General features: G+C 54.7%; 26 protein-coding genes and 1 tRNA gene. 12 read left to right on the forward strand and 15 right to left on the reverse strand.

Annotated elements, in window-relative coordinates; all coding sequences use genetic code 11:
• Positions 1-231 precede the first annotated feature (231 nt).
• From P8Z34_04960 to P8Z34_04970, 3 genes are all read right to left on the reverse strand, one after another.
• Complete coding sequence (locus P8Z34_04960) at positions 232-2,136, reverse strand: hypothetical protein (protein ID MEJ2550013.1); 1,905 nt, start codon at positions 2,134-2,136, stop codon at positions 232-234.
• Between the two features lie 133 nt (positions 2,137-2,269).
• Positions 2,270-3,046: a DUF429 domain-containing protein gene (locus P8Z34_04965; GenBank protein ID MEJ2550014.1), complete on the reverse strand. Its 777-nt coding sequence runs from the start codon at positions 3,044-3,046 to the stop codon at positions 2,270-2,272.
• A 36-nt stretch (positions 3,047-3,082) separates the two neighbouring features.
• On the reverse strand, positions 3,083-3,526 hold the full coding sequence (locus P8Z34_04970) for a hypothetical protein (GenBank protein MEJ2550015.1): 444 nt from the start codon (positions 3,524-3,526) through the stop codon (positions 3,083-3,085).
• Between the two features lie 107 nt (positions 3,527-3,633).
• Here P8Z34_04970 and P8Z34_04975 point away from each other — a divergent pair, with 107 nt between their 5' ends.
• The 4 genes from P8Z34_04975 to P8Z34_04990 all read left to right on the forward strand — a co-directional run bounded on the left by P8Z34_04975 (position 3,634) and on the right by P8Z34_04990 (position 7,321).
• Positions 3,634-5,241 (forward strand): aldehyde dehydrogenase family protein, encoded by a 1,608-nt coding sequence (locus P8Z34_04975; protein ID MEJ2550016.1) that lies wholly within the window; start codon positions 3,634-3,636, stop codon positions 5,239-5,241.
• 150 nt (positions 5,242-5,391) lie between these two features.
• On the forward strand, positions 5,392-5,619 hold the full coding sequence (locus P8Z34_04980) for a hypothetical protein (protein ID MEJ2550017.1): 228 nt from the start codon (positions 5,392-5,394) through the stop codon (positions 5,617-5,619).
• A 96-nt stretch (positions 5,620-5,715) separates the two neighbouring features.
• A complete protein-coding gene (locus P8Z34_04985) occupies positions 5,716-6,477 on the forward strand; it encodes a TIGR00266 family protein (GenBank protein MEJ2550018.1) in 762 nt (253 codons plus the stop codon).
• Between the two features lie 163 nt (positions 6,478-6,640).
• Positions 6,641-7,321: a DUF3786 domain-containing protein gene (locus P8Z34_04990; GenBank protein MEJ2550019.1), complete on the forward strand. Its 681-nt coding sequence runs from the start codon at positions 6,641-6,643 to the stop codon at positions 7,319-7,321.
• Positions 7,322-7,353: 32 nt separating this feature from the next.
• Here the strand turns inward: P8Z34_04990 and P8Z34_04995 are convergent, their stop codons facing one another.
• Positions 7,354-7,704, reverse strand: coding sequence for a DsrE family protein (locus P8Z34_04995; GenBank protein MEJ2550020.1), 351 nt, complete (start codon positions 7,702-7,704; stop codon positions 7,354-7,356).
• 425 nt (positions 7,705-8,129) lie between these two features.
• Here P8Z34_04995 and P8Z34_05000 point away from each other — a divergent pair, with 425 nt between their 5' ends.
• The 8 genes from P8Z34_05000 to P8Z34_05035 all read left to right on the forward strand — a co-directional run bounded on the left by P8Z34_05000 (position 8,130) and on the right by P8Z34_05035 (position 17,496).
• Positions 8,130-9,887, forward strand: a complete 1,758-nt coding sequence (locus P8Z34_05000; protein MEJ2550021.1) for a sugar phosphorylase — start codon at positions 8,130-8,132, stop codon at positions 9,885-9,887.
• Positions 9,884-11,128, forward strand: a complete 1,245-nt coding sequence (locus P8Z34_05005) for a glycosyltransferase family 4 protein (protein ID MEJ2550022.1) — start codon at positions 9,884-9,886, stop codon at positions 11,126-11,128. The genes P8Z34_05000 and P8Z34_05005 overlap by 4 nt, the downstream gene beginning before the upstream one ends.
• Positions 11,118-12,980 carry a glucosyl-3-phosphoglycerate synthase gene (locus tag P8Z34_05010; protein ID MEJ2550023.1) on the forward strand — a complete coding sequence of 621 codons (1,863 nt, stop codon included), beginning with the start codon at positions 11,118-11,120 and terminating at the stop codon, positions 12,978-12,980. The genes P8Z34_05005 and P8Z34_05010 overlap by 11 nt, the downstream gene beginning before the upstream one ends.
• A complete protein-coding gene (locus P8Z34_05015; protein MEJ2550024.1) occupies positions 12,977-13,540 on the forward strand; it encodes a histidine phosphatase family protein in 564 nt (187 codons plus the stop codon). Before P8Z34_05010 ends, P8Z34_05015 begins: the two co-directional genes overlap by 4 nt.
• Positions 13,541-13,566: 26 nt before the next feature.
• A complete protein-coding gene (locus P8Z34_05020; GenBank protein ID MEJ2550025.1) occupies positions 13,567-14,802 on the forward strand; it encodes a glycosyltransferase family 4 protein in 1,236 nt (411 codons plus the stop codon).
• A gap of 76 nt (positions 14,803-14,878) precedes the next feature.
• Positions 14,879-15,811, forward strand: a complete 933-nt coding sequence (locus P8Z34_05025; GenBank protein ID MEJ2550026.1) for a type II CAAX endopeptidase family protein — start codon at positions 14,879-14,881, stop codon at positions 15,809-15,811.
• Between the two features lie 170 nt (positions 15,812-15,981).
• The gene (locus P8Z34_05030; protein MEJ2550027.1) at positions 15,982-16,719 is read left to right on the forward strand and encodes a hypothetical protein; all 738 of its coding nucleotides are present in this window, start codon (positions 15,982-15,984) and stop codon (positions 16,717-16,719) included.
• An 87-nt stretch (positions 16,720-16,806) separates the two neighbouring features.
• Positions 16,807-17,496 (forward strand): transglycosylase SLT domain-containing protein, encoded by a 690-nt coding sequence (locus P8Z34_05035; GenBank protein ID MEJ2550028.1) that lies wholly within the window; start codon positions 16,807-16,809, stop codon positions 17,494-17,496.
• Between the two features lie 20 nt (positions 17,497-17,516).
• On the opposite strand, the gene P8Z34_05040 is transcribed toward P8Z34_05035, so the two are convergent.
• From P8Z34_05040 to P8Z34_05090, 11 genes are all read right to left on the reverse strand, one after another.
• On the reverse strand, positions 17,517-18,902 hold the full coding sequence (locus P8Z34_05040) for an ATP-binding protein (protein MEJ2550029.1): 1,386 nt from the start codon (positions 18,900-18,902) through the stop codon (positions 17,517-17,519).
• A complete protein-coding gene (locus tag P8Z34_05045) occupies positions 18,899-19,588 on the reverse strand; it encodes a response regulator transcription factor (protein ID MEJ2550030.1) in 690 nt (229 codons plus the stop codon). Before P8Z34_05045 ends, P8Z34_05040 begins: the two co-directional genes overlap by 4 nt.
• A gap of 89 nt (positions 19,589-19,677) precedes the next feature.
• A complete protein-coding gene (gene rplL, locus P8Z34_05050; protein MEJ2550031.1) occupies positions 19,678-20,052 on the reverse strand; it encodes a 50S ribosomal protein L7/L12 in 375 nt (124 codons plus the stop codon).
• Positions 20,053-20,138: 86 nt separating this feature from the next.
• Entirely contained in the window at positions 20,139-20,666 is a 528-nt protein-coding gene (gene rplJ, locus P8Z34_05055; GenBank protein ID MEJ2550032.1) for a 50S ribosomal protein L10, read from the reverse strand.
• Between the two features lie 216 nt (positions 20,667-20,882).
• Entirely contained in the window at positions 20,883-21,584 is a 702-nt protein-coding gene (rplA, locus tag P8Z34_05060; GenBank protein MEJ2550033.1) for a 50S ribosomal protein L1, read from the reverse strand.
• Positions 21,585-21,643: 59 nt separating this feature from the next.
• Positions 21,644-22,069, reverse strand: coding sequence for a 50S ribosomal protein L11 (rplK, locus tag P8Z34_05065; GenBank protein MEJ2550034.1), 426 nt, complete (start codon positions 22,067-22,069; stop codon positions 21,644-21,646).
• Between the two features lie 74 nt (positions 22,070-22,143).
• A complete protein-coding gene (gene nusG / locus P8Z34_05070) occupies positions 22,144-23,004 on the reverse strand; it encodes a transcription termination/antitermination protein NusG (protein ID MEJ2550035.1) in 861 nt (286 codons plus the stop codon).
• Between the two features lie 85 nt (positions 23,005-23,089).
• Positions 23,090-23,311: a preprotein translocase subunit SecE gene (secE, locus tag P8Z34_05075; GenBank protein ID MEJ2550036.1), complete on the reverse strand. Its 222-nt coding sequence runs from the start codon at positions 23,309-23,311 to the stop codon at positions 23,090-23,092.
• A gap of 66 nt (positions 23,312-23,377) precedes the next feature.
• Positions 23,378-23,451, reverse strand: a tRNA-Trp gene (locus tag P8Z34_05080).
• A gap of 30 nt (positions 23,452-23,481) precedes the next feature.
• A complete protein-coding gene (gene rpmG / locus P8Z34_05085; protein ID MEJ2550037.1) occupies positions 23,482-23,646 on the reverse strand; it encodes a 50S ribosomal protein L33 in 165 nt (54 codons plus the stop codon).
• 50 nt (positions 23,647-23,696) lie between these two features.
• Positions 23,697-23,816 (reverse strand): hypothetical protein (locus P8Z34_05090; GenBank protein MEJ2550038.1); only part of this gene is annotated, 120 nt, incomplete at its 5' end.

Consider the following 23,816-nt stretch of genomic DNA (forward strand, 5'->3'; position numbering starts at 1 on the left):
CACTCACCTTTGCAATGCCATGAGTCCCTGGCGCAAAAGACACAAACCCAACAAATACTCACGTATGATGAATCTACGTGCGTATTGGGTTCCTCCATCCTACAGGAAAGCCGCCGAGTTGCGACTTACGGAAACCCTACATTTCCTAGTCTACATAATACAACAAATGTAAGACAATTTACACAAGAATTCGCCTGAATTTCCGGTATAAACGCGTTCTTCGAGGTTCGGCTACGGCACTTCGATTTCCACGACAACCATACGATGATCGGAAGCCAGTGAACTTGAAACCCACGCGGCGTGTGGTTTCAAATCGCGCAGCCAGACGAAGTCGATGCGCGACTGCGGCTCGACCGCCGGACTGGTTAACGGAGGCGGGTCGATCCCCAGGGCAATAAAAGGATCCTCGAAACCGGCCGCAACTACCGCTTGTGGAACAGGCTCCTGGTATTCGGCATTGAAATCGCCCCCGAAGGCAACGTTGGGACTATCCCCAATAAACGCCAATGCCTCCTCGATCTGCTGCAGTGTGTCCTCATTGGACAGCCCCATCCAGGTCCCGTATACATTCAAGGGGCTTCCCTCTGACGCAAGACTCACGTGGATAATGCCGGTTTGTTCCTGCAGGCTTGTAAGCAGCTGCTGTTCGGAGGGCATCAGCGGTCCGCGATATAGAACAGCGATTCCCGTGAGATATTCCACAGTCGGCAAATAGACATAATTCATGTCAAGCCGGTGCGCCAAAAAAAGGGCGTCATCAACACCGTAACTGGTGATCCGACCCGTGTCGACCTCCTGCATTACCACCACACTTACGCCATCTTTGGCGATCGCCCTCGCCATGTCCTCAAGCGTAAAATGCCATACATCATCGTAGCCGTAATGGATGTTATACGTTGCGATTCGCATTGCTGTTGAACTGCGCGGCAACTGCGACGTTCTTGGCCATGCAGCAACAAGAGTCACGGCAAAGGCGCAAAGCGCCAACAATCCTCCGGGAACGAAACGGGTGTTCTCCGGAATCTCGATATTCAACGGCAGTAGATGGACGATCGCACCCACGCCCAACATCGCACCTGCAATGAGAAATACAAGCCAGCCCATACCTCGCAGAGAAGGCAGGACGTATGGATATGTGAAAGTAAATGCATTAAAGAAATTCAGGAACAGGAACAAGATCAAGCCCAATGCCACGCTGCTGCCCGAATGTCGTGATTTCTGCGGCGTACCGATAAAAGTCGAATCGAAAGCCGATAGCGAGGTAAAAAGTGCTACCAGCAAACCGAGAAGACTCAATACGCCCTCAGAAAAATATCCCAGCACCAATCCCAAAAGAAGCAGCATTAACAGACCGGCTCCGGCCAATGAAGTATGGAACAACCGAACGAATGAGTCTCTTACGCCCGTAAAGCAGAAAAGCAGCATCAGCCCCATTAGCGCGATCGCGGAGACAAAATACGGCACTTCGTCCCAGCGCGCGCCCGTCGTGGTGAGATACGTTATTTCACTCCAGTGCGTCACGGCATTGGGCAGGGCAAGGAGTGAAATCTGCAAAAATAAAAAGCCGCTCAATGCAATGCCGTCCACGAAGCGTATACCAATCGGCTCAATATGTTCCTCATCTGACCGTCGGAAGATCAATGTGGCGAAAGCGATGACGGCGAAACTCCACAGGATCTGCACGTACAGCCAGGAACTGCGCAGGCTGACATCATACGTGTCTCCGATGACGCGCAGGAGCTGATCCAGCACCAACGCGCCGAGCATCGTTTGCACGAACCATCGCCGCCTGGTTTGCAAGTAGGTCGTCAGATAGAGACTCCCAAAAGCAACGCTGAACAGCGATCCCCAAAAGCGCACAGCGGCCAGATTGACCGACAGGCTGATACGTGCGAGCGCCGTGATGCATGCAAACACCAATGCCCACCGGCTTCGATTCTTTCGCGGAGTCCAGAGCGGCGCGGCGAAGGCCAGCAGCACGAAAAGATTGCTGATCACGAGCCAGGCATCGACAGGTCCTTCGAATACCTGATCGTAGATGATCCCAAACAGCACGGAGAAAATCACCCGTAAAGCTTGCAGGAAAAAGAGAAAGACGGATACAGAAACGATCGTCTCCATTTCTCGCGGCTTCATCATCCTCTCCCTTCGCGGCGATCGACCCGTTGGAAGCACAAGGACCGCCGTTCGATTCCGGTTATCGCTGCAATACGGACACGCCCCGAAACGCAACTCGAGAATTAGAACCGGATCAACTCAAACAACAGACTCAGGGATAAAAATCCTTCAATTCACCCACCGGGAGCGTGATCAAACCCTCAACCGCCTCACCTACCTGAGTCACCTGATTCGGCTCCTCTCCCACCAGGAAGGCGGTATATGCAGCCGCCAAAGCATCCAACGGATCCGCCTCGTATAAACCATCTAACGGCAAATTACCCGTCAGCAAATGGTGGCGAGTGATCTCTTCGAGCACGCGCAGGGGGTTGGATACATCCAGGCCTTCCTGATACAGCACCAGCTGGCGCTGCATGCGTCCCTCGAGCGTTCGCTTCAACAGCGGGCGATGCTCCAGGAGCACGGAAAAACATGCGTGCGGGCTGACTTCGATGATCGCGTGATCTGCCGGCTCGTCTCCTACGATGTAGGGCCGGAAAGATAATTCTTCCAGCCGGCGAAATAGATGAAATCCATTCCGAACCCATCCGGGCGCCTTCTGCTCGTCGGCCGGCGTGTTGTAAAGACGGATGTTGCAGCGGCGCAGCATGAATTCACACACGCGCCACTTTGTCCACGTATTTCCGTCCGCTTTTAGATTGTTGCGCCGGCGGATCTCGGATCGCCGCATCAGACCCTTGTTGGGGGCCTGTGGTGACGCGATGGCGACGACGACCCTTTCCAACCCCGCCACAAAAGCCAGCACCGATTCGATATCACCTTGATCCAGCGCCAAAATCTGTTTCCGTTTATCGAGGACGGCGTAATCCAGGGGACGTCTTCCTGCCGTCGGATCGATTCCCATGTATGCGACGTCTGAAAAAAGCATCATCTCCTCCCACAACTGGCGCGTTGAACGTGTGCCTCAGCCACAGACGGATCCATTCCGACAGGCAGCAGCGAATTCCTCCCAGGCGGTCTGATCGGTGTGATAAGGCGCAAGCCATGGCGGTTTCGCCACCGTTCGTAATGCCGACTTCACCGAACGGCCTGCGCAGATCGAATAAGCCACGTAGGCCCATCGGGTTCGATGAAGACCCAGGCTGCTGTGCAGTAGAATACGCATTTTACGGGTAATACATGTATGAAGGAAAAGGGCAGCCAACAGCCGCTCTTGAATTCCAGCGTGCAGTTCATCAGCTACGTCCATCCAGAGGAATTGTGCCGGCACAGGACCTGCGAATCGCTGCGGAGAATCCGGCTTAAAATGAAGTATTGCGGATATTCCCGTTTGATCCATGAAAGCATCCCACGTTGAAGGGATGTATTCTCCACCCGCAGCGTAGATCTGATCGTGAATCCAGGTCATTTTATCGTTTCAAATTCGTCCCCTCAGTATACATCGGCCTTTTGACGACGGCGAGGCTTGCGGCTATACTTTGCAATCAAATGCAGATATTCCGCCAGGAGGAGATCATGGCCAAGAAAGAGAAAGACGGAAAGAAAGCGGGCGGTTTCAAACTTACCTACGCCACAATGTTCGATCCACCCGAAGAACTCCACGAAAGTTACGAAAGTGCACTTGCCCAGGTTAAGCGTGACATGGGCGCCGAACATCCCATGTTGATCGACGGCAAGGAAGTCAAATCTTCGGAAAAATTCGAAGACCGCTCGCCCATCAACAAAGATTGGTTGTTGGGGATATTCCAGCAAGGAACGGACAACGATGCCAAAAAAGCCCTTGCAGCCGCACGAAAGGCTTTCCCGGCCTGGTCTCGTGTACCCTGGAAAGAGCGCGTAAAGATCCTGCGCAAGGCAGCCAAACAGATCGACAAGCGCATTTTCGAATTTGCCGCCGTCATCTCCCTCGAAGTCGGCAAGAACCGCATGGAAGCCCTGGGAGACATCGCAGAAGCGGCCGATCTCATCCGCTACGCCTGCGATCAGATGGAAAAGAACGACGGCTATATCGTGCGTATGGGCAAGGATCCCCTAAAGGGCTACAAAGCGAAAAACACCTCCGTTTTACGGCCGTACGGTGTATGGCTCGTCATCAGCCCCTTCAATTTTCCGGGCGCGTTAACCGGCGGGCCGGTCGGCGCAGCGCTGCTCGCCGGCAACACCGTGGTCATGAAGCCGGCTTCGAACACGCCGTGGACGGTCCGTCTTCTGGCCGAATGTTTCCAGGATGCGGGAATCCCCGCCGGCGTGTGCAACTACGTCACCGGCCCCGGCAGCACGACCGGGGAGGCGCTGATCTCGAGCGACGAAGTGGACGGAATCACGTTCACCGGCTCGTACGACGTGGGCATGAAGATCTACAAAACGTTCGCCGAAGGCAAATACCCGCGCCCGATCATTCTCGAGATGGGCGGGAAAAACGCCTCGATCGTCTCCGAAAACGCGGACATCGAGCACGCGGCAGCCGGCATCGTGCGCTCCGCCTTCGGGCTGCAGGGCCAGAAATGCTCGGCAAATTCACGCATCTACGCCGCCAAACCCATCTATGAGAAGCTGCTGAAAAGATTGATAGAACTCACCGAAAAATTGTCCGTCGGCGACCCCACGGATCGCGCCGTTTTCATGGGACCCGTGATCAACAAAAAGTCTTACCAGGATTTCAAGCGCTTCACGAAACAACTGGCGGACGCCGGCGCCATCACCACCGGCGGCAGTGTCATCACCGACGGCGAGTACAAGAAAGGCTTCTTCTGTCAGCCGACGATCGTCGCCAACGTGCCGGTCGATAACCGCTTGTGGAAACACGAGATGTTCCTGCCGATCACCATGATCCATCCCGTGGCCGACCTTCAAGAGGCGATGACTCTAGCCAACGACAGCCAATACGGTCTGACGGGCGGATTTTACGGATCGAAGAAAGAGGCCAAGTGGTTCTTCGACCAGATCAACGTTGGCGTCGCTTATGCCAATCGTCCTCAAGGTTCGACGACGGGTGCCTGGCCGGGCTTTCAACCTTTCGGCGGCTGGAAGGGTTCCGGATCTTCGGGCAAGAACGCCGGCGGTCATTACTATCTCACGCTCTATATGCACGAACAAAGCCGCACTTTGATCCGCCCAGTTTGACGGAGTGATCCTACGCCCGGGGTGTAGATCACCTCGGGCGTTACTCGATGGTCATGATTGACGTATGAAGTTCCACGAACGGATTGACCGAAACCGTTCATCACAGGACGCCAGCCTTCATATCACGGGTGAAGCGTCCAAGGGATTGCGATGACGCATCGCCTCAGCCTGGCGCTGATCTTGATTGGGGCAATCAGCTTGCTCGTCTACGTCATCAGTGCCTCGAATCAACAAGGAAACCCTGAGCTCCTGTTGATTGGCGCATGCATCAGTCTGCTGGGGATATTGCTGCGCCGCCGGGCCATTCGCAGCAGGGAGAGCCAATCCCAACGGTTTCGACTGCTGCGCCGCAATCAACCGGACGAGATGGATGAATGAAGCCGCTCGGAATTCGTTCGGCGCGTTATTTCCAACAACCCCTTCGAAGTCTGGTAGACTACGGAGGGCTTTCAACAACTTCAATGGAGGATCGCTATGGCTGATTTAGTCGACTATCGCATTTTCGGGGATGATCTCCAGCTCGTCGAGATCGAACTCGATCCCGGCGAAGGGGTGCGCGCCGAAACAGGCACGATGACCTACATGGAAAATGCCATCGAAATGCAGACTTCGACGGGGGGAGGTCTCTTAAAAGGTCTGAAGCGCGCCGTTACGGGGGAGAGCTTTTTCATCACCACCTTTTTAAACAGCGGCAATGGTAAAGCGCACGCGGCATTTGCAGCTCCCTTTCCGGGCAAAATCATCCCCATCTCCATGGAGGATTTCGGCGGCAGCATCCTGTGCCAGAAGGATTCCTTTTTATGCGCCGCGCAAGGCATCGAGATCGAAGTCGCATTCACGAAGAAAATTGGCGCCGGCATCTTCGGCGGTGAAGGGTTTATACTGCAGCGCCTCGACGGTAGCGGGTTGGCGTTCGTCCACGCTGGCGGCACGGTGATCGAAAAAGACCTTGCGGCGGGCGATACGTTACGCGTCGACACAGGCTGCCTGGTCGCCTTCTCGACCAGCATCGATTATGACATCCAATTCGTTGGCGGCTTCACGAACGCCCTCTTCGGCGGTGAAGGCCTGTTCCTGGCGAAAATCACCGGACCGGGAAGAGTCTACCTGCAGAGTCTGCCCTTCTCGAGAATTGCGGACCGCGTCATGGCGGCTGCGCGCCATCAGACCGGCGAACGCAAGGGATTTGCGGGACTCGGTGGCCAGTTCTTGGGAGATCTGATCAGCGGCCGATAACGCTTCAAATGGATCCCGACTTGAGGCGCGAGTACGATCGAATTGCGGCTCCCGCCATATCGTAATCATTCGTGTCAAGCGACGCTCTCTCAACAACGCTCGTAGCCTCTCACAGCCGGTTGATGCATCGTAGATCAGTGGCGGCAGCCAGGGACATTACCCCATGCCAGGACTGACGGATCAAGCGGGGAGCCAGCAGGCTTCCGGAGAAGAACTCGTCGATCAGGCGCGGCAGGCCTGGCAGGAGAGTATGCTGCGCCGCCTGGCGGAGCTGCGTTCCGATCTGCACGCCCGCCAACCGCAAATCGTCGCCGCCCGATGCGGCGGGACGTTTCGAGGGGGCAGCATTCACCTCCAATACTGGGGGCAAGCCATCTCCATTCCCTGGGACAGTTTGGCGCCGCTGTTCGTTGAAGAGAACAAACCCTGCTCCGTGTTCGACAGTGCGATGTTGATTTACTACCTGCACACCGCCAGGGGAACCGATCTTGCCGACTGCTGGATTGCATTCCGCGAAATACCGGGCGGCGCGTTTTACCATCAGGCATTTCAAGGGTACAGCGGAGACCGGGTCGCCCGCCGCTTCGGCGAACATACGCACGACTTCGAGCGGGCTGCGCAGAAATTGAATGGTTGGCGTCTGCCCGCACTCTCGCCCTACGCCTACGCCTTTCAGCCTCTACCGCGTATTCGTCTGGCTGCCGCACTATGGCCAGGAGACGAAGATTTCGCTGCCCGCGCTTCCATCCTGTTCGATGCGTCCGCCGACAGCTACCTCACAATCGACGGTCTGGCGCTGATCGGAGCCGGATTGGCCGGCCGCTTGCTTCGCGCCGGCAAATAACGCATCCGAACCGGCAAGGCGGGCCGGCATTTTTACAAAGTGATGACACGATCGGCCGTGGTCATGGCGGTGATGATGTCCGGCATTCCCCCCACGATTCCGACGCGTACGGCGTCGTTCAATCCCATTCGATTGAGGCAGGTACTGCATAGTACCAGATGTACGCCTCGCGCTTCTAATTTCTCGAGTTCCTCGAGAATGGGCGAACCCTCACATGCCAGCCGTACTCCATCCGTGTAGAAGCAAATCGCATTAGGCAGCGAATCCGCCTCCGCAAGAATTTGCAGGAACTTACCCGCCAGCAGCTCGCGCAATCCCTGGTCTTGCGTCCGCCCCATACCGTCGCTGCTGAATATAAACACGATTGCCCGATCCGTAGACACGAAAGCCTCCAGTGATAAGATTGTGTTTCGAGTAAATTAAGCAATCGATTTCCGTTAAAGCTGTCCGACAAGTATAATCGAATTGGATTCGATCGCTCCAACAGGAACATTGGTCAATCGAAAGGTGCGGTGCCCGGCGACCGCTTGACAGAATCCCGGGTGCTCTACTACCATGGAAGAGCCCTCCGCATTGAATGGGGAATACGTCGACGGACGGGTGTTTGCCAGAGAACTTGCTGCGATCAAGAAGACATCGCGTTTTTCCTCGTGCGAAGGTCTCACCGGAAAAGACGCCCATTCTGCGCATTGGACACGGCCAACATACGGTCTGACGTGGTCTTGGCGAAACATCAACCGAGCAGCGCTTTCGAGACACATCCGGATAACAGGCCGAATCGTGCTCGATCATCGAAATGAGGTCATTTTTGACATCGAGAGACCTGACACAGGCGCAACGAGATCGCTTCAAAACGCACCTCTTGCAGCTCTACCCAGAGCAGCAGAGTTCATTCGTTTTGGCGCAGCTCGAGGCCATCATCGACGAACACCTCGCTGCGGTCGGAGACAAACCACCGACGGCTCCACCTCTTTCTGAACGCGACGCCATCCTGATCACGTACGGCGACATGGTCAGCCGACCCGGTGAAAAGCCGTTGACCACGCTTTCCAATTTACTCTCGAAGCAGCTTGAAGGAACGATCAGCGGGGTTCACATCCTGCCCTTCTTCCCCTACTCATCGGACGATGGATTTGCAGTGATCGATTATCGCGCCGTGAACGATGAACTGGGTGGCTGGTCTGAAATCGAGCGCATATCCGACGGGTTTCGCCTGATGATTGACCTCGTCATCAATCACGTCTCTGCGGAGAGCGACTGGTTCCAACAATTTCTTTCGGGGAATCCCGCTTACCGGGATTACTTCATCAGCCTCGACCCGCAGACCGATCTCGATGCGGTCGTTCGCGCGCGCGATCTGCCACTGCTTACCCCCTTTGAAACGCCCCAAGGCCGGCGGTACGTCTGGACGACGTTCAGCGCCGACCAGGTTGACCTTAATTTCGCCGATCCCGAGGTTCTCCTGGAGATTCTGGATCTGCTGCTCTTCTACGTCCGTCACGGAGCTCAGATCATCCGTCTGGATGCAATCGCATTCCTCTGGAAAGAGGTGGGCACTTCCTGCATTCATCTGCCCCAAACCCATAATGTGGTTAAGCTGATCCGGGCCGTGTTGGACAGCATCGCGCCGTGGGTGCTGATCGTCACAGAGACCAACGTGCCCTACGAAGAAAACGCGGCCTACTTTGGGAACGGCAGCGATGAAGCGCACTTGGTCTATCAGTTTGCGCTGCCGCCGTTGGTGCTGCACACCCTGCTCACCGGCGACGCCACCCGTCTAACGCAATGGGCGCGCCAAATCCGTCTCCCTTCCGAGCAGGTTACCTTCTTCAACTTCCTCGCCTCGCACGACGGCGTCGGCCTTCGTCCGGTTCAAGGCATCCTCGAGACGGACGAGATCGAGGCGCTGATCCGGCACACAAAGGCGAACGGCGGCGGGATTTCCTATCGGCAGGTTGATGATAACGAGCGCCGACCCTACGAACTCAACATCAATTATTACGATGCGCTTGTCGAAGGGGTGGCGGAGAATCCCGAATCGGATCGACAGGTCGCTCGATTTATCGTCTCACAGGCGATCATGCTTTCCCTGATCGGTGTGCCGGGAATATACTTCCACAGTATGTTCGGATCACGCAACTACGCCCAGGGTGTGGAAAAAACCGGAAAACTGCGCAGTATCAACCGGGAGAAACTCAGTCTGACGGATCTCGAAGCACAACTTGCCGATCGGACATCCGTTCGTGCGCGGGTTCTGCACCAATACAAGCGATTGCTGCACACCCGGCGAAGATTTACCGCCTTCCATCCACACGGCAGACAGCTTGTTATCGATCAGGGTCCATCGATTTTCGCACTCATCCGCTTCGCGCCGCATGATTCGAGCGCCGTGCTCTGCCTGCACGAAATCTCGGGGAAAGCCGTCCGCACCACGATCGAGCTGCCCGAACGTACACAAAAGGAGGCAGAGGACGTTCTTTCGGGCCAGACGATAACCCTCGAAGACTGCCCACTGGAACCCTATCAAGTGCGCTGGATTCACCTGGACGGGGGAGGTGAAGCATGAGAATCGGGTTACTGCATTACAGCGGCCCTCCCACCGTCGGCGGAGTCGAGCAAACGCTTTACCATCACAGCCGGGCACTGACGAGATTGGGACATTACACCCGGTTGATCGTGGGACAAGGTCAGCCATACGATCAACGCATTCCCGTGGAGGTGATTTCCGAACTATATTCCAAGCACCCAGCCGTGCTGGCCGTTAAGGCAGAACTGGATCGCGGCCGGTGCCGCGATCGCTTCAATGCGCTGCGTACGGTCATCGAAACACAATTACAGGCGGCGATCGAAGGTCTCGACGTCTTGATCGTTCACAACGCGATGACGCTGCATAAGAATCTCGCCCTTACGGCAGCCTTGTGGAATCTACACACATCGAAAAAGGCTCCACCGCTCGTCGGCTGGCATCACGATTTCGCCTGGGACCGCGAGGAGTATCAAGAAGAATTGAAGGATGAATTTCCCTGGGATCTGCTGCGTAAACCATGGCCGGGAGCGACCAACGTCGTCGTATCCAGGGCCCAGCGCGCTCGCCTGGCAAAGCTGTATGCGCTCGATCCGGCGGACATCCGGGTCATCCCACCCGGGATCGATCCCAGCGTGATCGGCAGTTGGACCGACATGACGCGCCGCATCGTGGCAGAATACGATCTGCTGCAAGCGGATGCCGTGCTCCTGCTGCCCGCCAGAATCACCCACCGAAAGAACATCGAACTTGCGCTGCAGGTGCTCGCCGAGCTTCGCTCGATCTCATCTCAGGACGTGCGTCTCATCGTCACGGGACCGCCCGGGCCGCATAATCCCGCCAACGCGACGTATCTCGATCAGCTGCTCTCGCAAAGGCGCACATTGGAACTCACCGCATGCGCTCACTTTCTCTACGAGCGCCACTCCCGGAGCGAACCCCGGGTGGACCGAGCCACGATGGCCAATCTTTACGCCTTGAGTGACGCGCTCCTCTTCCCAAGCCTCCAGGAAGGATTCGGCATCCCGCTCTTGCAGGCCGGATTTACACGATTGCCGATCTACTGCAGCGACATCGAGCCGTTCCACGAGAGCGTTGAGGACGGTGCGCATTTCTTTTCGCTGCAGGATTCCCCAAAATCTGTGGCGAAACTCATCGCCGACACACTACTCACGAGCGCGACCTTTCTCCTGCGACGTGATGTGAGACGAAAATATCCCTGGGAGATCATCGTGTCCAGTTCGATGATCCCTATGCTTGAAAGTGTACGTGATGGAAGATAGACAGGTGGACACAGCTAGAACGCCCAGAGGTCGGCGCAAGCGGCGCCGCATTCTCGTACCCATTTTCAACAATGTCCTTCGCGAACCCCTGATCACCCTGGCTCAACAGTTGAGCGATGGTAGGTTGGTCCAGGTTTTGGGCGTCGTCTGTGTGGAAAGCGATGAGTCATTGAGTCAGGCATCGTCTCTCGCGCAGGAACTGCGCACAAGGCTCCGTAAAGCGGTGCGAGCTTACGGGGGAAAACAATGGCCCAGAATCATCGCCTCCACAAACCCTGTGTTCGACGTCATCTCGTTCATTACCGAGCAAAACGTCAGCCTGCTCTTGCTGCCCTGGGTGGCCCAAAATGAAGCGTACTGCGAAATCGTGGAATCCCTGCTGGAACACGCGCCGTGCCCGATTGCCCTACTTCAGGGCAGCGTACCCTCGAAAGGAGATCGTATTCTCGTTGTGCTGCGGCCAGGTCCCGACAGCGAAATGGCTTTGAGGCTCGGGCTCAACCTTGCCCGCAGCGGCGGTTATACCCTCTCCACACTGCGCCCGGAGGGTCCGATCGATGACGAGCGAATAAACGACGATATTCCCGGCATCGACCAGGTGCTCGAACATCTGCCACAAATCGAGGACGCCATACTGGTCTCCGACGATCCGGTTCAAGCCATTTTGAAGCAGGCCGACAACTTCGATCTGCTCATCGTCGGCGCTTGCGAAACCGAGGAAGCGGGAGACGGCCTTAAGGATCCACTCAGTTCCCGCCTATTCAGGGAGTCTCCTATTCCCGTCCTGTACACATGCTCGCGGAGGTCCATCGAACCTCAGCCGCAGCCCGATTTCGCAGGTATCGAGGCCATTTCGATCCTCGTCGATAAGTGGTTCGCGGAAAATACCTTCTCCGCCAAAGAGTTCGAGAACATCGAACGCCTGCACGAGCGCAAACTGGCGCAAGGCCTGACCATCAGCCTTGCCTTGCCCACGCTCAACGAGGAGAAAACCGTGGGAAACGTCATCCGCACGATCAAAGAAGCGTTGATGGATGATGTCCCTTTACTCGACGAAATGGTCTTGATCGATTCGAACTCGACCGACAGCACCCGAGAAATCGCCCGCAGCTGCGGCATTCCGGTTTACATCCACCAGGAAATCCTGCCGCAATACGGTGAACGCCACGGCAAGGGTGAGGCCTTGTGGAAGAGCCTCTACGTCACGCACGGAGACATCGTGGTTTGGATCGACACGGATATCACCAACATCCGACCACATTTTGTCTACGGATTGATCGGCCCGCTCCTCCACCGGCCGAATTTGAAATACATCAAAGGTTTCTATCTTCGCCCCATTCGAGTGGGAGACACGACCCACGCGCGGGGCGGAGGCCGTGTCACGGAGCTGACCGCTCGTCCGCTGTTGAATCTGTTTTACCCGGCGCTTTCCGGATTCATCCAGCCGCTCTCCGGCGAGTACGGCGGCCGCCGGGAGGTGCTGGAGAAGCTGCCATTCTCATGCGGTTACGGTGTGGAAATTGGCCTGCTGATCGACATTCTCGAACGCTACGGCCTCGGCGCTCTGGGGCAGGTCAATCTGATCAAACGCCTGCATCGTAACCAGCCCCTGACCTCGCTCAGCAAGATGTCCTTCGCCATCATCCAAACGGTGATCCGAAAAATCGACCGGCGGGATGGGTTACAATTATTACATGACGTCAACCGGGCCATGAAACTCATCCGTCATGAGGAAAGCCGCTTCTTCCTCGAAGTCGAAAGGATCGCCGAATTACAACGGCCGCCGATGACCGAAATTCCCGAATATCTTTCGCGCCGGGGGGAAAACGATGCCGCCGCATTGAAACGATGACGACGTTGATCCTCATCCGACACGGTGAAACCGATTGGAACTTCGAAGGCCGTTACACGGGCCAATCGGATATCCCCCTCAACGCGCGCGGTCTCCAACAAGCCGAAGCACTGGGCTCAAAATTGAGTGGAAAGAAAATCGACGCGATTTACAGCAGCGACCTGCTGCGCGCCAGCCAAACGGCGCTGCGTTTGAAGGCCGACGGCGAAACGCCGCTGCATCTCGATCCACGCCTGCGCGAGATCAATCAGGGCGAATGGGAAGGATTACATCTTGATGAAATCCAGGCTCGATACCGGCGGGCATGGGAGAAGCGAAAGAATGCGCCGCTGGAAGTCGCACCACCGGGCGGTGAAACGGTCGGAGAGGTTCGCCAGCGCGTTCTCGAAGCGGTGCGGGAAATCATCGAGCGGCATTCCCAGGAAACGGTTGCCATTGTTTCGCACGGCCTGGCGTTGGCCATCATTCAAGTTGAAGCGCAGGGTCGGCCGATCGAACGCGTTTGGGAGGACATCCCCTCGAATGCCAACCCAATATTTCTCAACGTGGAGCATTTATGAGTAAATACAGCAGGAATATCGGATTCGTGTCTACGCGTTTCGCAGGTACGGACGGCGTTTCGCTGGAAACGAACAAATGGGCGCAGACCCTCGAAAACCTAGGGCATGAACCGTTCTTCTTCGCCGGAGAATCGGACCACCCGGAAGAGAGAACGCATCTCGTCCCCGAGGCACATTTCAATCATCCGGAAATTCTCTCCATCACTTGCGACCTGTTCGATGACTACGTTCGCTCCTCAGAATGCAGCGGGAAGATCCAGCGCCTGCGCTTTCACTTGAAGAAAGAGGTCTACCAATTTGTAAATAGATTCGACATCGACATCCTCATCGTTGAGAACGCACTCTCGCTTCCCATGAACGTCCCATTGGGGCTTGCACTGAGCGAATACATCGCCGAGACGAACATCCCCACCATCGCCCACCATCACGATTTCACCTGGGAACGCAGACGATATTCGATGAACGCCGCCCAGGACTACCTCAGCGCGGCCTTCCCTCCGATGCTCCCCTCCATTCGCCATGTGGTGATCAATTCCTTTGCCGGCCGTCAATTGGCGCTGCGCACGGGCGCAAGTTCGACTCTCGTGCCCAACGTTATGGATTTCGAAAATCCACCTTCCCCGCCGGATGAATACTCCGCCGATCTCCGTGAGGCGTTGGGTATTTTTCCGGAGCAGAATTTCCTGCTTCAACCTACCCGCATCGTTCCCCGCAAGCGGATCGAGCTCGCCATCGAGCTTACGAGAAGATTGGATCCCGACTGCGTCTTGGTCATCACGCATATGGCGGGAGATGAAGGTTCGGCGTACTTACGCTATTTACGGGATTACGCCGAAATACTGCGTGTGCGGGTCATCTTCGGCTCGCAATATGTCAACCACAAACGAGCTGCACATGCGAATGGCCATAAAGTCTATTCATTAAAGGATGCCTACCAACGGGCCAACTTGATCACCTATCCTTCGACCATCGAAGGCTTTGGCAACGCCTTCTTAGAGACGATCTACTACAAACGGCCGATCGTCATGAGCCGCTACGAGATCTTCAAGACCGACATCAAGCCCAAGGGATTCAAGGTCATCGGCTTCGATGATTTCATTGAAGACGAAACCGTCCAACAAGCGCGCGAAGTGCTGGATGATTCGACCCTGGCCGAAGAAATAACCGAACACAATTACAACATCGGCAAGCGGCACTACTCGTTCCGGAATCTCGAGACCCAACTGGCGACATTGATTTTACAAAGTGGTGTGTATAAGTAATCGCCAATTTCAACGCCGACGATCATCCAATCCTGTCTCGATGGCGCAGATTTCATACTGCCGGGAAAGCGTTCCTATGCCTGAAAAGCGTTCAATCCTGCAGTCCATTTTCATCTCCGAAGACGAACCTCGTTTGAGAGCCGGCTGGCGGCTCATCCTGCATGCCTTGCTCGTGCTGGTGACCTCGATCGTCATCGGCATCGTGTGGAGCAGCCTGGTGATAGCCATCGACGTCTCCCTGCCGAGCCTGAACCTCGCCCAGGGCCTGGGAGTCAACGAAGTGGCAGTAAGTGCCCTCGAGGTGATAGCGATCACGATTGCCACCTGGATCGCCCGTCGATATCTCGATCATCGGTCGTTTCGCAGCCTGGGATTAGGCATCGATCGCTCGACGTGGTCCGATCTCGTCGCCGGTTTCCTCCTGTCCGCCTTCCTCTTTCTCATCCTCTATCTCACGACGACGATTCTGGGTTGGTCGCAGTTTATTTCCTGGGCCTGGGAAAACGAGAATCTCGGCCAAGTTCTCCTCAGGGTGACGGCATCGTTTTTGGTGTTTGTCGGAGCTGCCTTTCAAGAGGAACTCTTGAGCAGAGGTTATCAACTTCAAAACCTGGCCCAGGGAACCAATCTTCCACTGGCCGTATTCCTTTCCTCACTCATCTTCAGCTTGTTACACCTGGGGAATCCCAACGTCAGTTGGATGGCCGTTGTCGGATTACTGGCAGCCGGATTTTTCCTCGCTTACGCATACCTGCGCACGAAATCCCTCTGGCTGCCCATTGGCATTCATCTGGGATGGAATTTTTTTGAAGGCACGGTCTTCGGATTTCCAGTAAGCGGCACGAGCCCGTTCAGTCTGATCCAGCAGCAGTCCGGCGGCCCGGAATTGCTTTCGGGCGGCATGTTCGGTCCTGAAGCCGGATTGATTGTCTTGCCTGTCTTACTTCTCGGTGCCTGGCTGGTCAAGCTCTACACAAAACGAAATGATTCTCTCGCCGCTTCCGCATAAATCCATACCAATCGCATAAATATCGACCGATACGAACCGGAATTTCGGAACGTATGCGGGGCAGGCCAGCATTTCCTCATTCACGTGCCCATAAAAAACGACTTGACAATGAAGAACGTTTGTTCTATACTGCTGCATACCAGCACACTTGTTCTATATGGAGGTGTTCCATGTCAACCTATGCAAAATACACCCACGTTGAGGACGCAGACAGCGCATTCGGCGCATTCGTCCAAAAAATCTCACCATACTTACATCTGAGCCGCAAACAATCCTTCGGGATCATGATCTTCGGCGCACTTGTCGCATTCGAGGTTTTCAATTACAGCACCACCGAGTTCGCCCTTTCGGATTTACTGGGTCCCCTTCGCTTTGCCGGGCTGCGCTGGTCGACCATCCTCGCACTGGCGTTCTGCGGTATGGATTTCGCCGGAATTGCCCGTCTCTTCACCCAGGAGGATGCGGAACGCGAATCGACCTCAACCTGGTATCTATTGGGAGCCTGGCTGATTGCAGGCTCGATGAACGCCATACTATCCTGGTGGGCCGTGTCGCTGGCGCTTATCGGACACCAAGGTCTCGGAAACGAAGTGATCGGCCGCGATGCACTGCTCACCGTCGTTCCCATCTTCGTCGCCATTCTCGTCTGGCTGATCCGCATACTCATCATCGGCAACTTCACCGTCACAGGCGGGAACATCTTCACTTTCGCATTAACGCGCAAAGCACCCAAAGAGACTCAGTCCCTATGCGCTCCGCAATTTGCCGCTCCACCACGACGAGAAACGCAAAACAGCATCCCGAATCGGCCCGTTCGCCCGGCCCCAAAACCCACTCCCGTTCCCCAACGCAGTGTCCCCAACATGGCGCAGCGCCCAATGGCTGCACGTCCGGCGCGGCGCAGATAATCGATGCGCAGATCGCATCTGCAACCTGCGCTCGCGGGAAACGGTCGTCCGTCCCCCTCTCGGAGATCTGCCCGGAGACGGACGACCGTGTACTCCCTGCCCATTTCCTCGATACCGATCGCTTTGGCGATCTTCCTGGCCATCCTGACAGTATGGTCGTTCACTTTAATCGAGCCCCGACTGCGCGCGGCGCTGCAGACTGTTGGCGCCTTCAGCGTGAATTCCGATGGCACTACGCCCGACACAACATTTCCACCATCTTCCGCTGGAGTGGTATCAATTCCCCTTTCCGATCACTTTACTCCCCAGGTCCTTTTCTGGTCGAATGAAATTATCCAATGGGCTCACGATTATAAAATGGATCCCAATCTCATTGCCCTGGTAATGCAAATCGAATCTTGTGGTTATTCGCAGGCTCAATCTCGGGCCGGTGCAAGTGGATTGTTCCAGGTTATGCCGTTTCATTTCGGCTACGACGAAAATCCGTACGACCCATCTACCAACGCCGCGCGCGGTCTCACCTATCTGGCTCGATCACTGGAACTTGCGAATGGGGAGTTGGATCTGGCGTTAGCGGGTTACAACGGTGGCCATCAGATGATTCAGACAAATCCATCACTCTGGCCGGAAGAAACTCAGCGGTACGTGTACTGGGGTGTACGAATCTATAACGAACTCGGAACCACCGATGTTTCCCTTCCTCCTACGCTCCGGAAATGGCTCGATGCTGGCGGATCGCGTCTCTGCGAACAAGCTGCGGCATCCCAGGCGGAGTGAACTTCTCCTCGGACGGTTTTTCAGGAATTGCCACCACAATCTTCTTCGATTCTCGGCAGCCAAACGGAAAATTTCGAACCAACCCCTGGTTCAGACTCCACCTCGATACGACCCCCATGGTTGATCACGATCCAGTTGGCGATGGATAGTCCCAATCCTACGCCGCCGCTGGCCTTGCGTTGACGCGAACGATCCACCCGATAAAATCTTTCAAAAATATGCGGCAATTCATCCTCCGCAATCCCCGCTCCCGTGTCCTCGATGCTTAAACAAGCCCAATCCTCAGCACAGCGCAGGCTCAAGGTTACTTTTCCTCCATTTGGAGTGTGATCTACTGCATTCGACACAAGATTGAGCAGGACCTGTTTTAAACGATCCCGGTCACCCCTCACTCTCGCCTGATCCTCTTGACCGATACGGATTTCCACCTGCTCGCGGGCAAGAATCTTCGCTTGCCGGTAGACTTCGAGCATTAAAGTATCGAGCTCGACGATGTCCTCTGCCAACGAAATCTTGCCTGACTCCGCTTTTGCCAGTAAAAGCAAATCTCCAACCAATCGCGTCATGCGGTCCACCTCATCGGTTATCGCATTCAGCGATTCAATATCCGCCTCGCCGGTGTGACGGATGAGATCGACGTTGCCTCTGATTGCGGTCAGGGGCGTTCTTAATTCGTGAGACACATCCGCCAGAAATCGGCGCTGCGTATGAAACAAATCTTCCAGCCGTTCGAGCGTCTCGTTGATCGCCATGATGAGACGACCATCTTCACTCGTAGGCGGTGCCGATACCGGAATCCTACGGGAGAGATCATCCGCACGAGAGATTTTCAACGCCGTTTCTGTCACCTGATCGATAGGCCGCAGCGCCACACTGGCAGCGAGATAACCGATGACAGCCGCCATTATCGCTGCAATCAATCCAGCAGCGATCAGAACATTCAGCAGCATCCCCCGTATGAGATCGATGGTCTCCAGCGAGCTGGCGAGCTGCAGCCGGGCAACGATACTGCCATCCGCCTGCAGTATTACCGGCACTGTTAGTACACGTAGATGTGTACCTGCCACCTCTCGCGTGGCATACACATTTTCATCCAAGAGCAATGAATCCGGATCGAAGGCAGCTCCGACGCTCGGCGAATTTGTGGTCTGCCACACGAGCTGCCCCTCATCGTCCCAGACTTGAACGAATACGTTCGAAGTGATGTTCAAAGCTCGAAGTGTAATGGGTAAGGAATCCGGACTTCGATACGCGCTGATTACCTCGTTGGCCACTCGACTGAGTGTATGATCGATTTGCGCGGTGAGACTATAGGTGAGTGCGATGTAGACCACCCCACCAAAGGCCAGCAGGACGAAAACGAGCACCAGTGTATACCAAAGTGTCAACCGTAATCGGAGAGTCACGCAGGTTCTCTCAGGACATATCCTACGCCACGAACCGTATATAACAACCGAGGCAATCCCCCTTCTTCCATCTTCTGACGTAAGTAGCGTACGTATACCTCGATGATGTTACTTTCGCCCCCAAAATCGTAGCCCCAAACCCGGTCATAAATAACGTCACGTGTAAGCACCTGCCTTGGATTACGCAGGAAGAGTTCCAGCAACTCGTATTCCTTCGCAGTCAATTCGATCGGCTTACCTGCCCGGAACGCTTGATGAGTACCCGTATCCAGACGAAGACCTTCGAATTTCAGCACTTCAGGAACGGTAGTTTTTGCACGGCGTAACAGCGCCCGTACCCTCGCCAGCAGTTCATTCAATGCAAACGGCTTGACCAAATAATCATCTGCACCGGCGTCCAACCCCATTACCCGGTCTTCGACTGAGTCTCGTGCAGTCAGCATGATAATGGGTAAATCTCCCGCATCCCGCAATCTACGACAGACCGCCAAACCATCCAATCCCGGTTCGATTTCAGGCAGCATCCAGTCGATAATCACCAGGTCCGGTGAATTTTCGTGAGCCAGGGCAAGGCCTTCCGTTCCATCTTTGGCGCTATCTACCAAATAGCCTTCGAATTTCAGGCCTCGTTCCAAAAACTGAAGGATGCGATCCTCGTCCTCAATTAATAGAATTCGCTTTCTCATAATTCCCCGCATCGAATATACCACAGCCCATCCATTAAATATTAGAGCCGCCCAGGTTTTAGGCGGCTCTTCGAACGCAGTTCGCGAAGTTATGTAAGTTCGACAGTTGCGCCGGCAGCTTCGAGTTTACTTTTCGCATCATTTGCTGCTTCTTTGCCAATTAGTTCCAATACTTTGGCATCAGCCGTTTCGGCCATGATCTTCGCATCTTTGAGGCCCAGAGTGGTGATCTGACGGATCGCCTTGATAACATCGATCTTCTTGGGACCAACGTCCTTGATGATGACGTCAAACTCGGTCTTCTCATCATCCTGTGCCGCATCTGCAGGAGCCGCCGCAGCCGCGACGGTTACCGGTGCAGCAGCAGAAACACCCCACTCTTCCTCGAGCATTTTCGTCAATTCCGCCGCCTCGAGAACCGTGAGAGCGCTCAAATCCTTAGCCAATTTATTCAAATCTGCCATTTCAATTATTCTCCTTGGAACGCTTGTATCGCGTTATCGTTTTTAGATTAATTTCGTTTGTAACCCATATTTCATACGAGCCCAGCCTATGCAGGTGCTTCCGAATCCGAATATGCCTTCATCACATTCACGACTTGACGTACCGAGCTCGCAAGTGCCCGAGCGATATTCGATGCAGGGGTTTGGATCAGGCTCAACAACTGAGCTTGAACAACAGGCAAAGGCGGCAATTCTGCCAGGCGAAGTACTTGCTGGCCACTGAATACCACTCCATCTATGACTGCCCCTTTTACCGAAAGAATGTCCGTTTCCTTGGACAACTCAACGATCGCCTTGGAGATGTCTACTGCATCCTCCGGAGCAAATCCAATCGCTGTAGGTCCATCGAGAGCGCCTTCCGGCAAAGTCAATTCGATTTCCCTGAAGGCGATTTCTGCCAGTTTGTTCTTGATGATGTGAAATTCCCCACCTGTTTCACGGATTTGTGATCGCAGTGTTTCTATCTGTTTCACACTCAACCCAGAGTAATTCGTGAGAATCATTGTCGAATTTGACTCGACGAGAGACTTGTATTGCGATACCAAATCGCGCTTTCTTTCCTTTGAGATTGCCAAGCGATATCACCTCCTTCAAAATCAAAAATCTTTGCTTCGCGCAGTTCGCCTCAGCAAAGACTCTTACCGCCATAATGGCGTTGCGATAATCGCTATCGCTAGTCCTCACCTAGGCAGGAAATTAAGTCTCAGAGCGAGACACCTGCTTTCTCGGGCGAAGCCTGGATCAGTTGTTGGCCGCAAAGTATCAGTTCGATACGATTATACCCTCAATTGTCATGCGATCAAGGAACTCGATTCGACACGAATTCCCGGCCCCATCGTGCTTGTGACCGTGATCTTGCGGATATAGGCGCCTTTTGCCGAAGCAGGACGGACCCGTTTCACCGCGTCCATCAATGCCATAAAGTTCTCGTATAGTTTCTCGGCCTCGAAAGATGCTTTTCCGATGGGGACGTGAAGATTCGCCGTTCGATCGAGTCGGAACTCGACGCGACCTGCTTTCAGTTCATCGATGACCCGTCCGACATCATCTTCCTGGACGACGGTGCCCGCCTTAGGGTTTGGCATCAGGCCGCGTGGTCCCAAGATCTTGCCCAGTCGGCCAACTTTTCCCATCATATTCGGCGTCGCGACGGTGGCATCGAATTCCATCCAACCGTCCTGTATGCGCTCGATTGTTTCATCGTCGGCGATGAAGTCCGCACCGGCTTGCTGTGCATTTCGAGCCGCATCTCCCTCTGCGAATACCAACACACGCACCGTCTTGCCAAGCCCGTTGGGCAACATCACGGTGTCGCGTACTTGTTGATCCGCATGCCGGGGATCAACCCCAAGCCGGATATGAACCTCTATCGTGCTGTCGAAGCGAGTGACCGCGGTTTCCTTTGCCAGTTCGACCGCTTCTCGGGGTGGATAGAGCTTGCTGCGATCCACTTTCTCACTTGCTGCTCGATATTTCTTTCCGTGTTTTGCCATGTCATCTCCTTGTGGTCCGAACGGACCGGAACCAGCCGGCCCTCCCACGTTGTGCTGATTTACTTCTCAACGACGATACCCATGTTCCGTGCCGTTCCTTCAATCTGTCGCATGGCACCTTCGATATCGATCGCGTTCAGGTCTTTCATCTTGATCTCTGCGATCTCGCGGATTTGATCGCTGGTTACTTTGCCCACTTTGTCCCGATTCGGTTCCGCAGATCCTTTCTCCACGCCGGCAGCTTTTCGCAACAGGACTGCGGTTGGGGGCGTTTTCAGGATGAAATTGAACGAACCATCGGTGTAAATGGTAATTTCTGCGGGGATGATTTCACCCGCCTTACTGGATGTCCTGGCGTTGTATTCCTTGCAAAAGCCCATCAGGTTAATCCCATGGGGCGCCAATGCAGGACCGATCGGTGGTGCAGGGTTTGCCTTACCGGCCTCGATTTGAAGTCTTACTACTGCTTTCACTCTCTTTGCCACTTCAAAGCTCCTCTTGTGGTCATAACGGGCGACGAATGCACCCTCCCACTATTCCACGATAACGTATCTTGAACTCAAGCCTTTTCTACTTGCAAGAAATCAAGCTCCACGGGTGTCTCCCTTCCGAAGAACGACACCATTACGCGGACCTTTGCTCGATCCATATCAATTTCGGAGACCGTGCCGATGAAATCATTAAACGGGCCGTCGATAATTCGAACCTTCTGGCCTGTCTTATAGGTTACCTTTATTCTCGGCGCCTCGGCTTCCATGCGTTTCACGATCTGACTCACTTCTTCAGGACGCAGCGGCGTAGGCTCGTTTCCCATGCCGACGAAACCGGTCACACCAGGCGTATTGCGCACGACGTACCAGGAATCCTCGTCCATGATCATCTGAACGAGAATGTATCCGGGAAATACGCGTCGTTCGACCGTTCTGCGCTTACCGTCCTTGATCTCGATCTCTTCTTCCGTCGGAACGACGACGTCGAATATTTTCGACTTCATGCCCATCGTTTCGATTCGCTGTTCGAGATTATGGCGGACCTTATTTTCGTACCCCGAATAGCAATGCACCACGAACCAGTAGCGATCGCTCTCTTCTTCCTGATCTGTTTCCGCATCCTCCGATTCGGAAACAGCTTCTTCTTCCGGCTCGTCTTGCGGTTCAACAGTCGAATCTGCGTCGGCTTCAGTTTCCGCCTCAGCCACAGGTTCTGTTTCGGCCTCTAGCGAAACAGGAACATCATCCGACGCGGCCGATTCCGCTGCATCTTGCGTATCGACTTCGTCATCTTGCAGCTGCGCAGCTGTTTCTTCCATCTCCACTTCTTCAACGGAAGCCGAACTCTCCGTCTCGCTTTCTCCAGAGACGGGTTCCTCCATCTCGGATGGAGTCATTTCTTCAAGGCGATCACTATCATTCTCAGCCATGCTATCCGTTCCAACTATGCAAAAACAACAAGGTTCAATCTCGCTTTTCCGGGATTGCAGCCGGCAAATTCCATTGGATTGTTTTCTAACCGAGTCCGACGATAAATGCAAACAGCCGGGAGAAGAGCAGATCCAGTGCGCCCAGCAAAAGACTCATTAGAAAAACGACAACGAGAACGATGATCGTCAGCTGCGTGGCTTCCTGGCGTGTTGGCCAATTAACCTTGCGCAGTTCAGCGACCGTTTCCCGAAGGTAACGCACAATCCCCAATTGACGCTTGCGTGCCGCCGCTTTCGTTTTTGCCAATCAAGTACTCCTTCATCTAGTCAGTCAAGCGACGCCGACTGCAACCGGCGTCGCGATCCAATCAGGCAGGCCAGGTAGGAATCGAACCCACAACCCCCGGTTTTGGAGACCGGTGCTCTGCCAAATTGAGCTACTGGCCTTAGCGGGCATCGTCAAGAATGCCCTTCGATTCACTTCGTTTCACGATGCAGCGTGTGCTTTCTGCATCGCGAACAGTATTTATTAAACTCCATCCTGCCAGGATCGTTTCGGCGGTTTTTTTCCGTCGTATAATTCCGCTCCTGGCATTCCGTACATTCCATCGTAATTACCGGACGAACATCTTTCTTAGCCATCTGTCACCAACAACGTGATCCAAAAGTTATGGGCCGCGTTTTCCTTTCGTTTATTCCAATATCTCGGTGATCACACCCGCGCCGACCGTGAGGCCCCCTTCACGGATGGCGAAATTCGAGCCCTTCTCCAACGCCACCGGGGTGATCAACTCCACCTTCAGATTCACGTT

It is taken from the genome of Anaerolineales bacterium, from assembly GCA_037382465.1.
Lineage (GTDB): Bacteria > Chloroflexota > Anaerolineae > Anaerolineales > E44-bin32 > WVZH01.

Coding starts and splice junctions, on each gene's coding strand:
- P8Z34_04960 (MEJ2550013.1), bottom strand. CDS start 2,136: ATGAAGCCGCGAGAAATGGAGACGATCGTTTCTGTATCCGTCTTTCTC.
- P8Z34_04965 (MEJ2550014.1), bottom strand. CDS start 3,046: ATGCTTTTTTCAGACGTCGCATACATGGGAATCGATCCGACGGCAGGA.
- P8Z34_04970 (MEJ2550015.1), bottom strand. CDS start 3,526: ATGACCTGGATTCACGATCAGATCTACGCTGCGGGTGGAGAATACATC.
- P8Z34_04975 (MEJ2550016.1), top strand. CDS start 3,634: ATGGCCAAGAAAGAGAAAGACGGAAAGAAAGCGGGCGGTTTCAAACTT.
- P8Z34_04980 (MEJ2550017.1), top strand. CDS start 5,392: ATGACGCATCGCCTCAGCCTGGCGCTGATCTTGATTGGGGCAATCAGC.
- P8Z34_04985 (MEJ2550018.1), top strand. CDS start 5,716: ATGGCTGATTTAGTCGACTATCGCATTTTCGGGGATGATCTCCAGCTC.
- P8Z34_04990 (MEJ2550019.1), top strand. CDS start 6,641: ATGCCAGGACTGACGGATCAAGCGGGGAGCCAGCAGGCTTCCGGAGAA.
- P8Z34_05005 (MEJ2550022.1), top strand. CDS start 9,884: ATGAGAATCGGGTTACTGCATTACAGCGGCCCTCCCACCGTCGGCGGA.
- P8Z34_05010 (MEJ2550023.1), top strand. CDS start 11,118: ATGGAAGATAGACAGGTGGACACAGCTAGAACGCCCAGAGGTCGGCGC.
- P8Z34_05015 (MEJ2550024.1), top strand. CDS start 12,977: ATGACGACGTTGATCCTCATCCGACACGGTGAAACCGATTGGAACTTC.
- P8Z34_05025 (MEJ2550026.1), top strand. CDS start 14,879: ATGCCTGAAAAGCGTTCAATCCTGCAGTCCATTTTCATCTCCGAAGAC.
- P8Z34_05030 (MEJ2550027.1), top strand. CDS start 15,982: ATGTCAACCTATGCAAAATACACCCACGTTGAGGACGCAGACAGCGCA.
- P8Z34_05045 (MEJ2550030.1), bottom strand. CDS start 19,588: ATGAGAAAGCGAATTCTATTAATTGAGGACGAGGATCGCATCCTTCAG.
- rplL (MEJ2550031.1), bottom strand. CDS start 20,052: ATGGCAGATTTGAATAAATTGGCTAAGGATTTGAGCGCTCTCACGGTT.
- rplA (MEJ2550033.1), bottom strand. CDS start 21,584: ATGGCAAAACACGGAAAGAAATATCGAGCAGCAAGTGAGAAAGTGGAT.
- nusG (MEJ2550035.1), bottom strand. CDS start 23,004: ATGGCTGAGAATGATAGTGATCGCCTTGAAGAAATGACTCCATCCGAG.
- rpmG (MEJ2550037.1), bottom strand. CDS start 23,646: ATGGCTAAGAAAGATGTTCGTCCGGTAATTACGATGGAATGTACGGAA.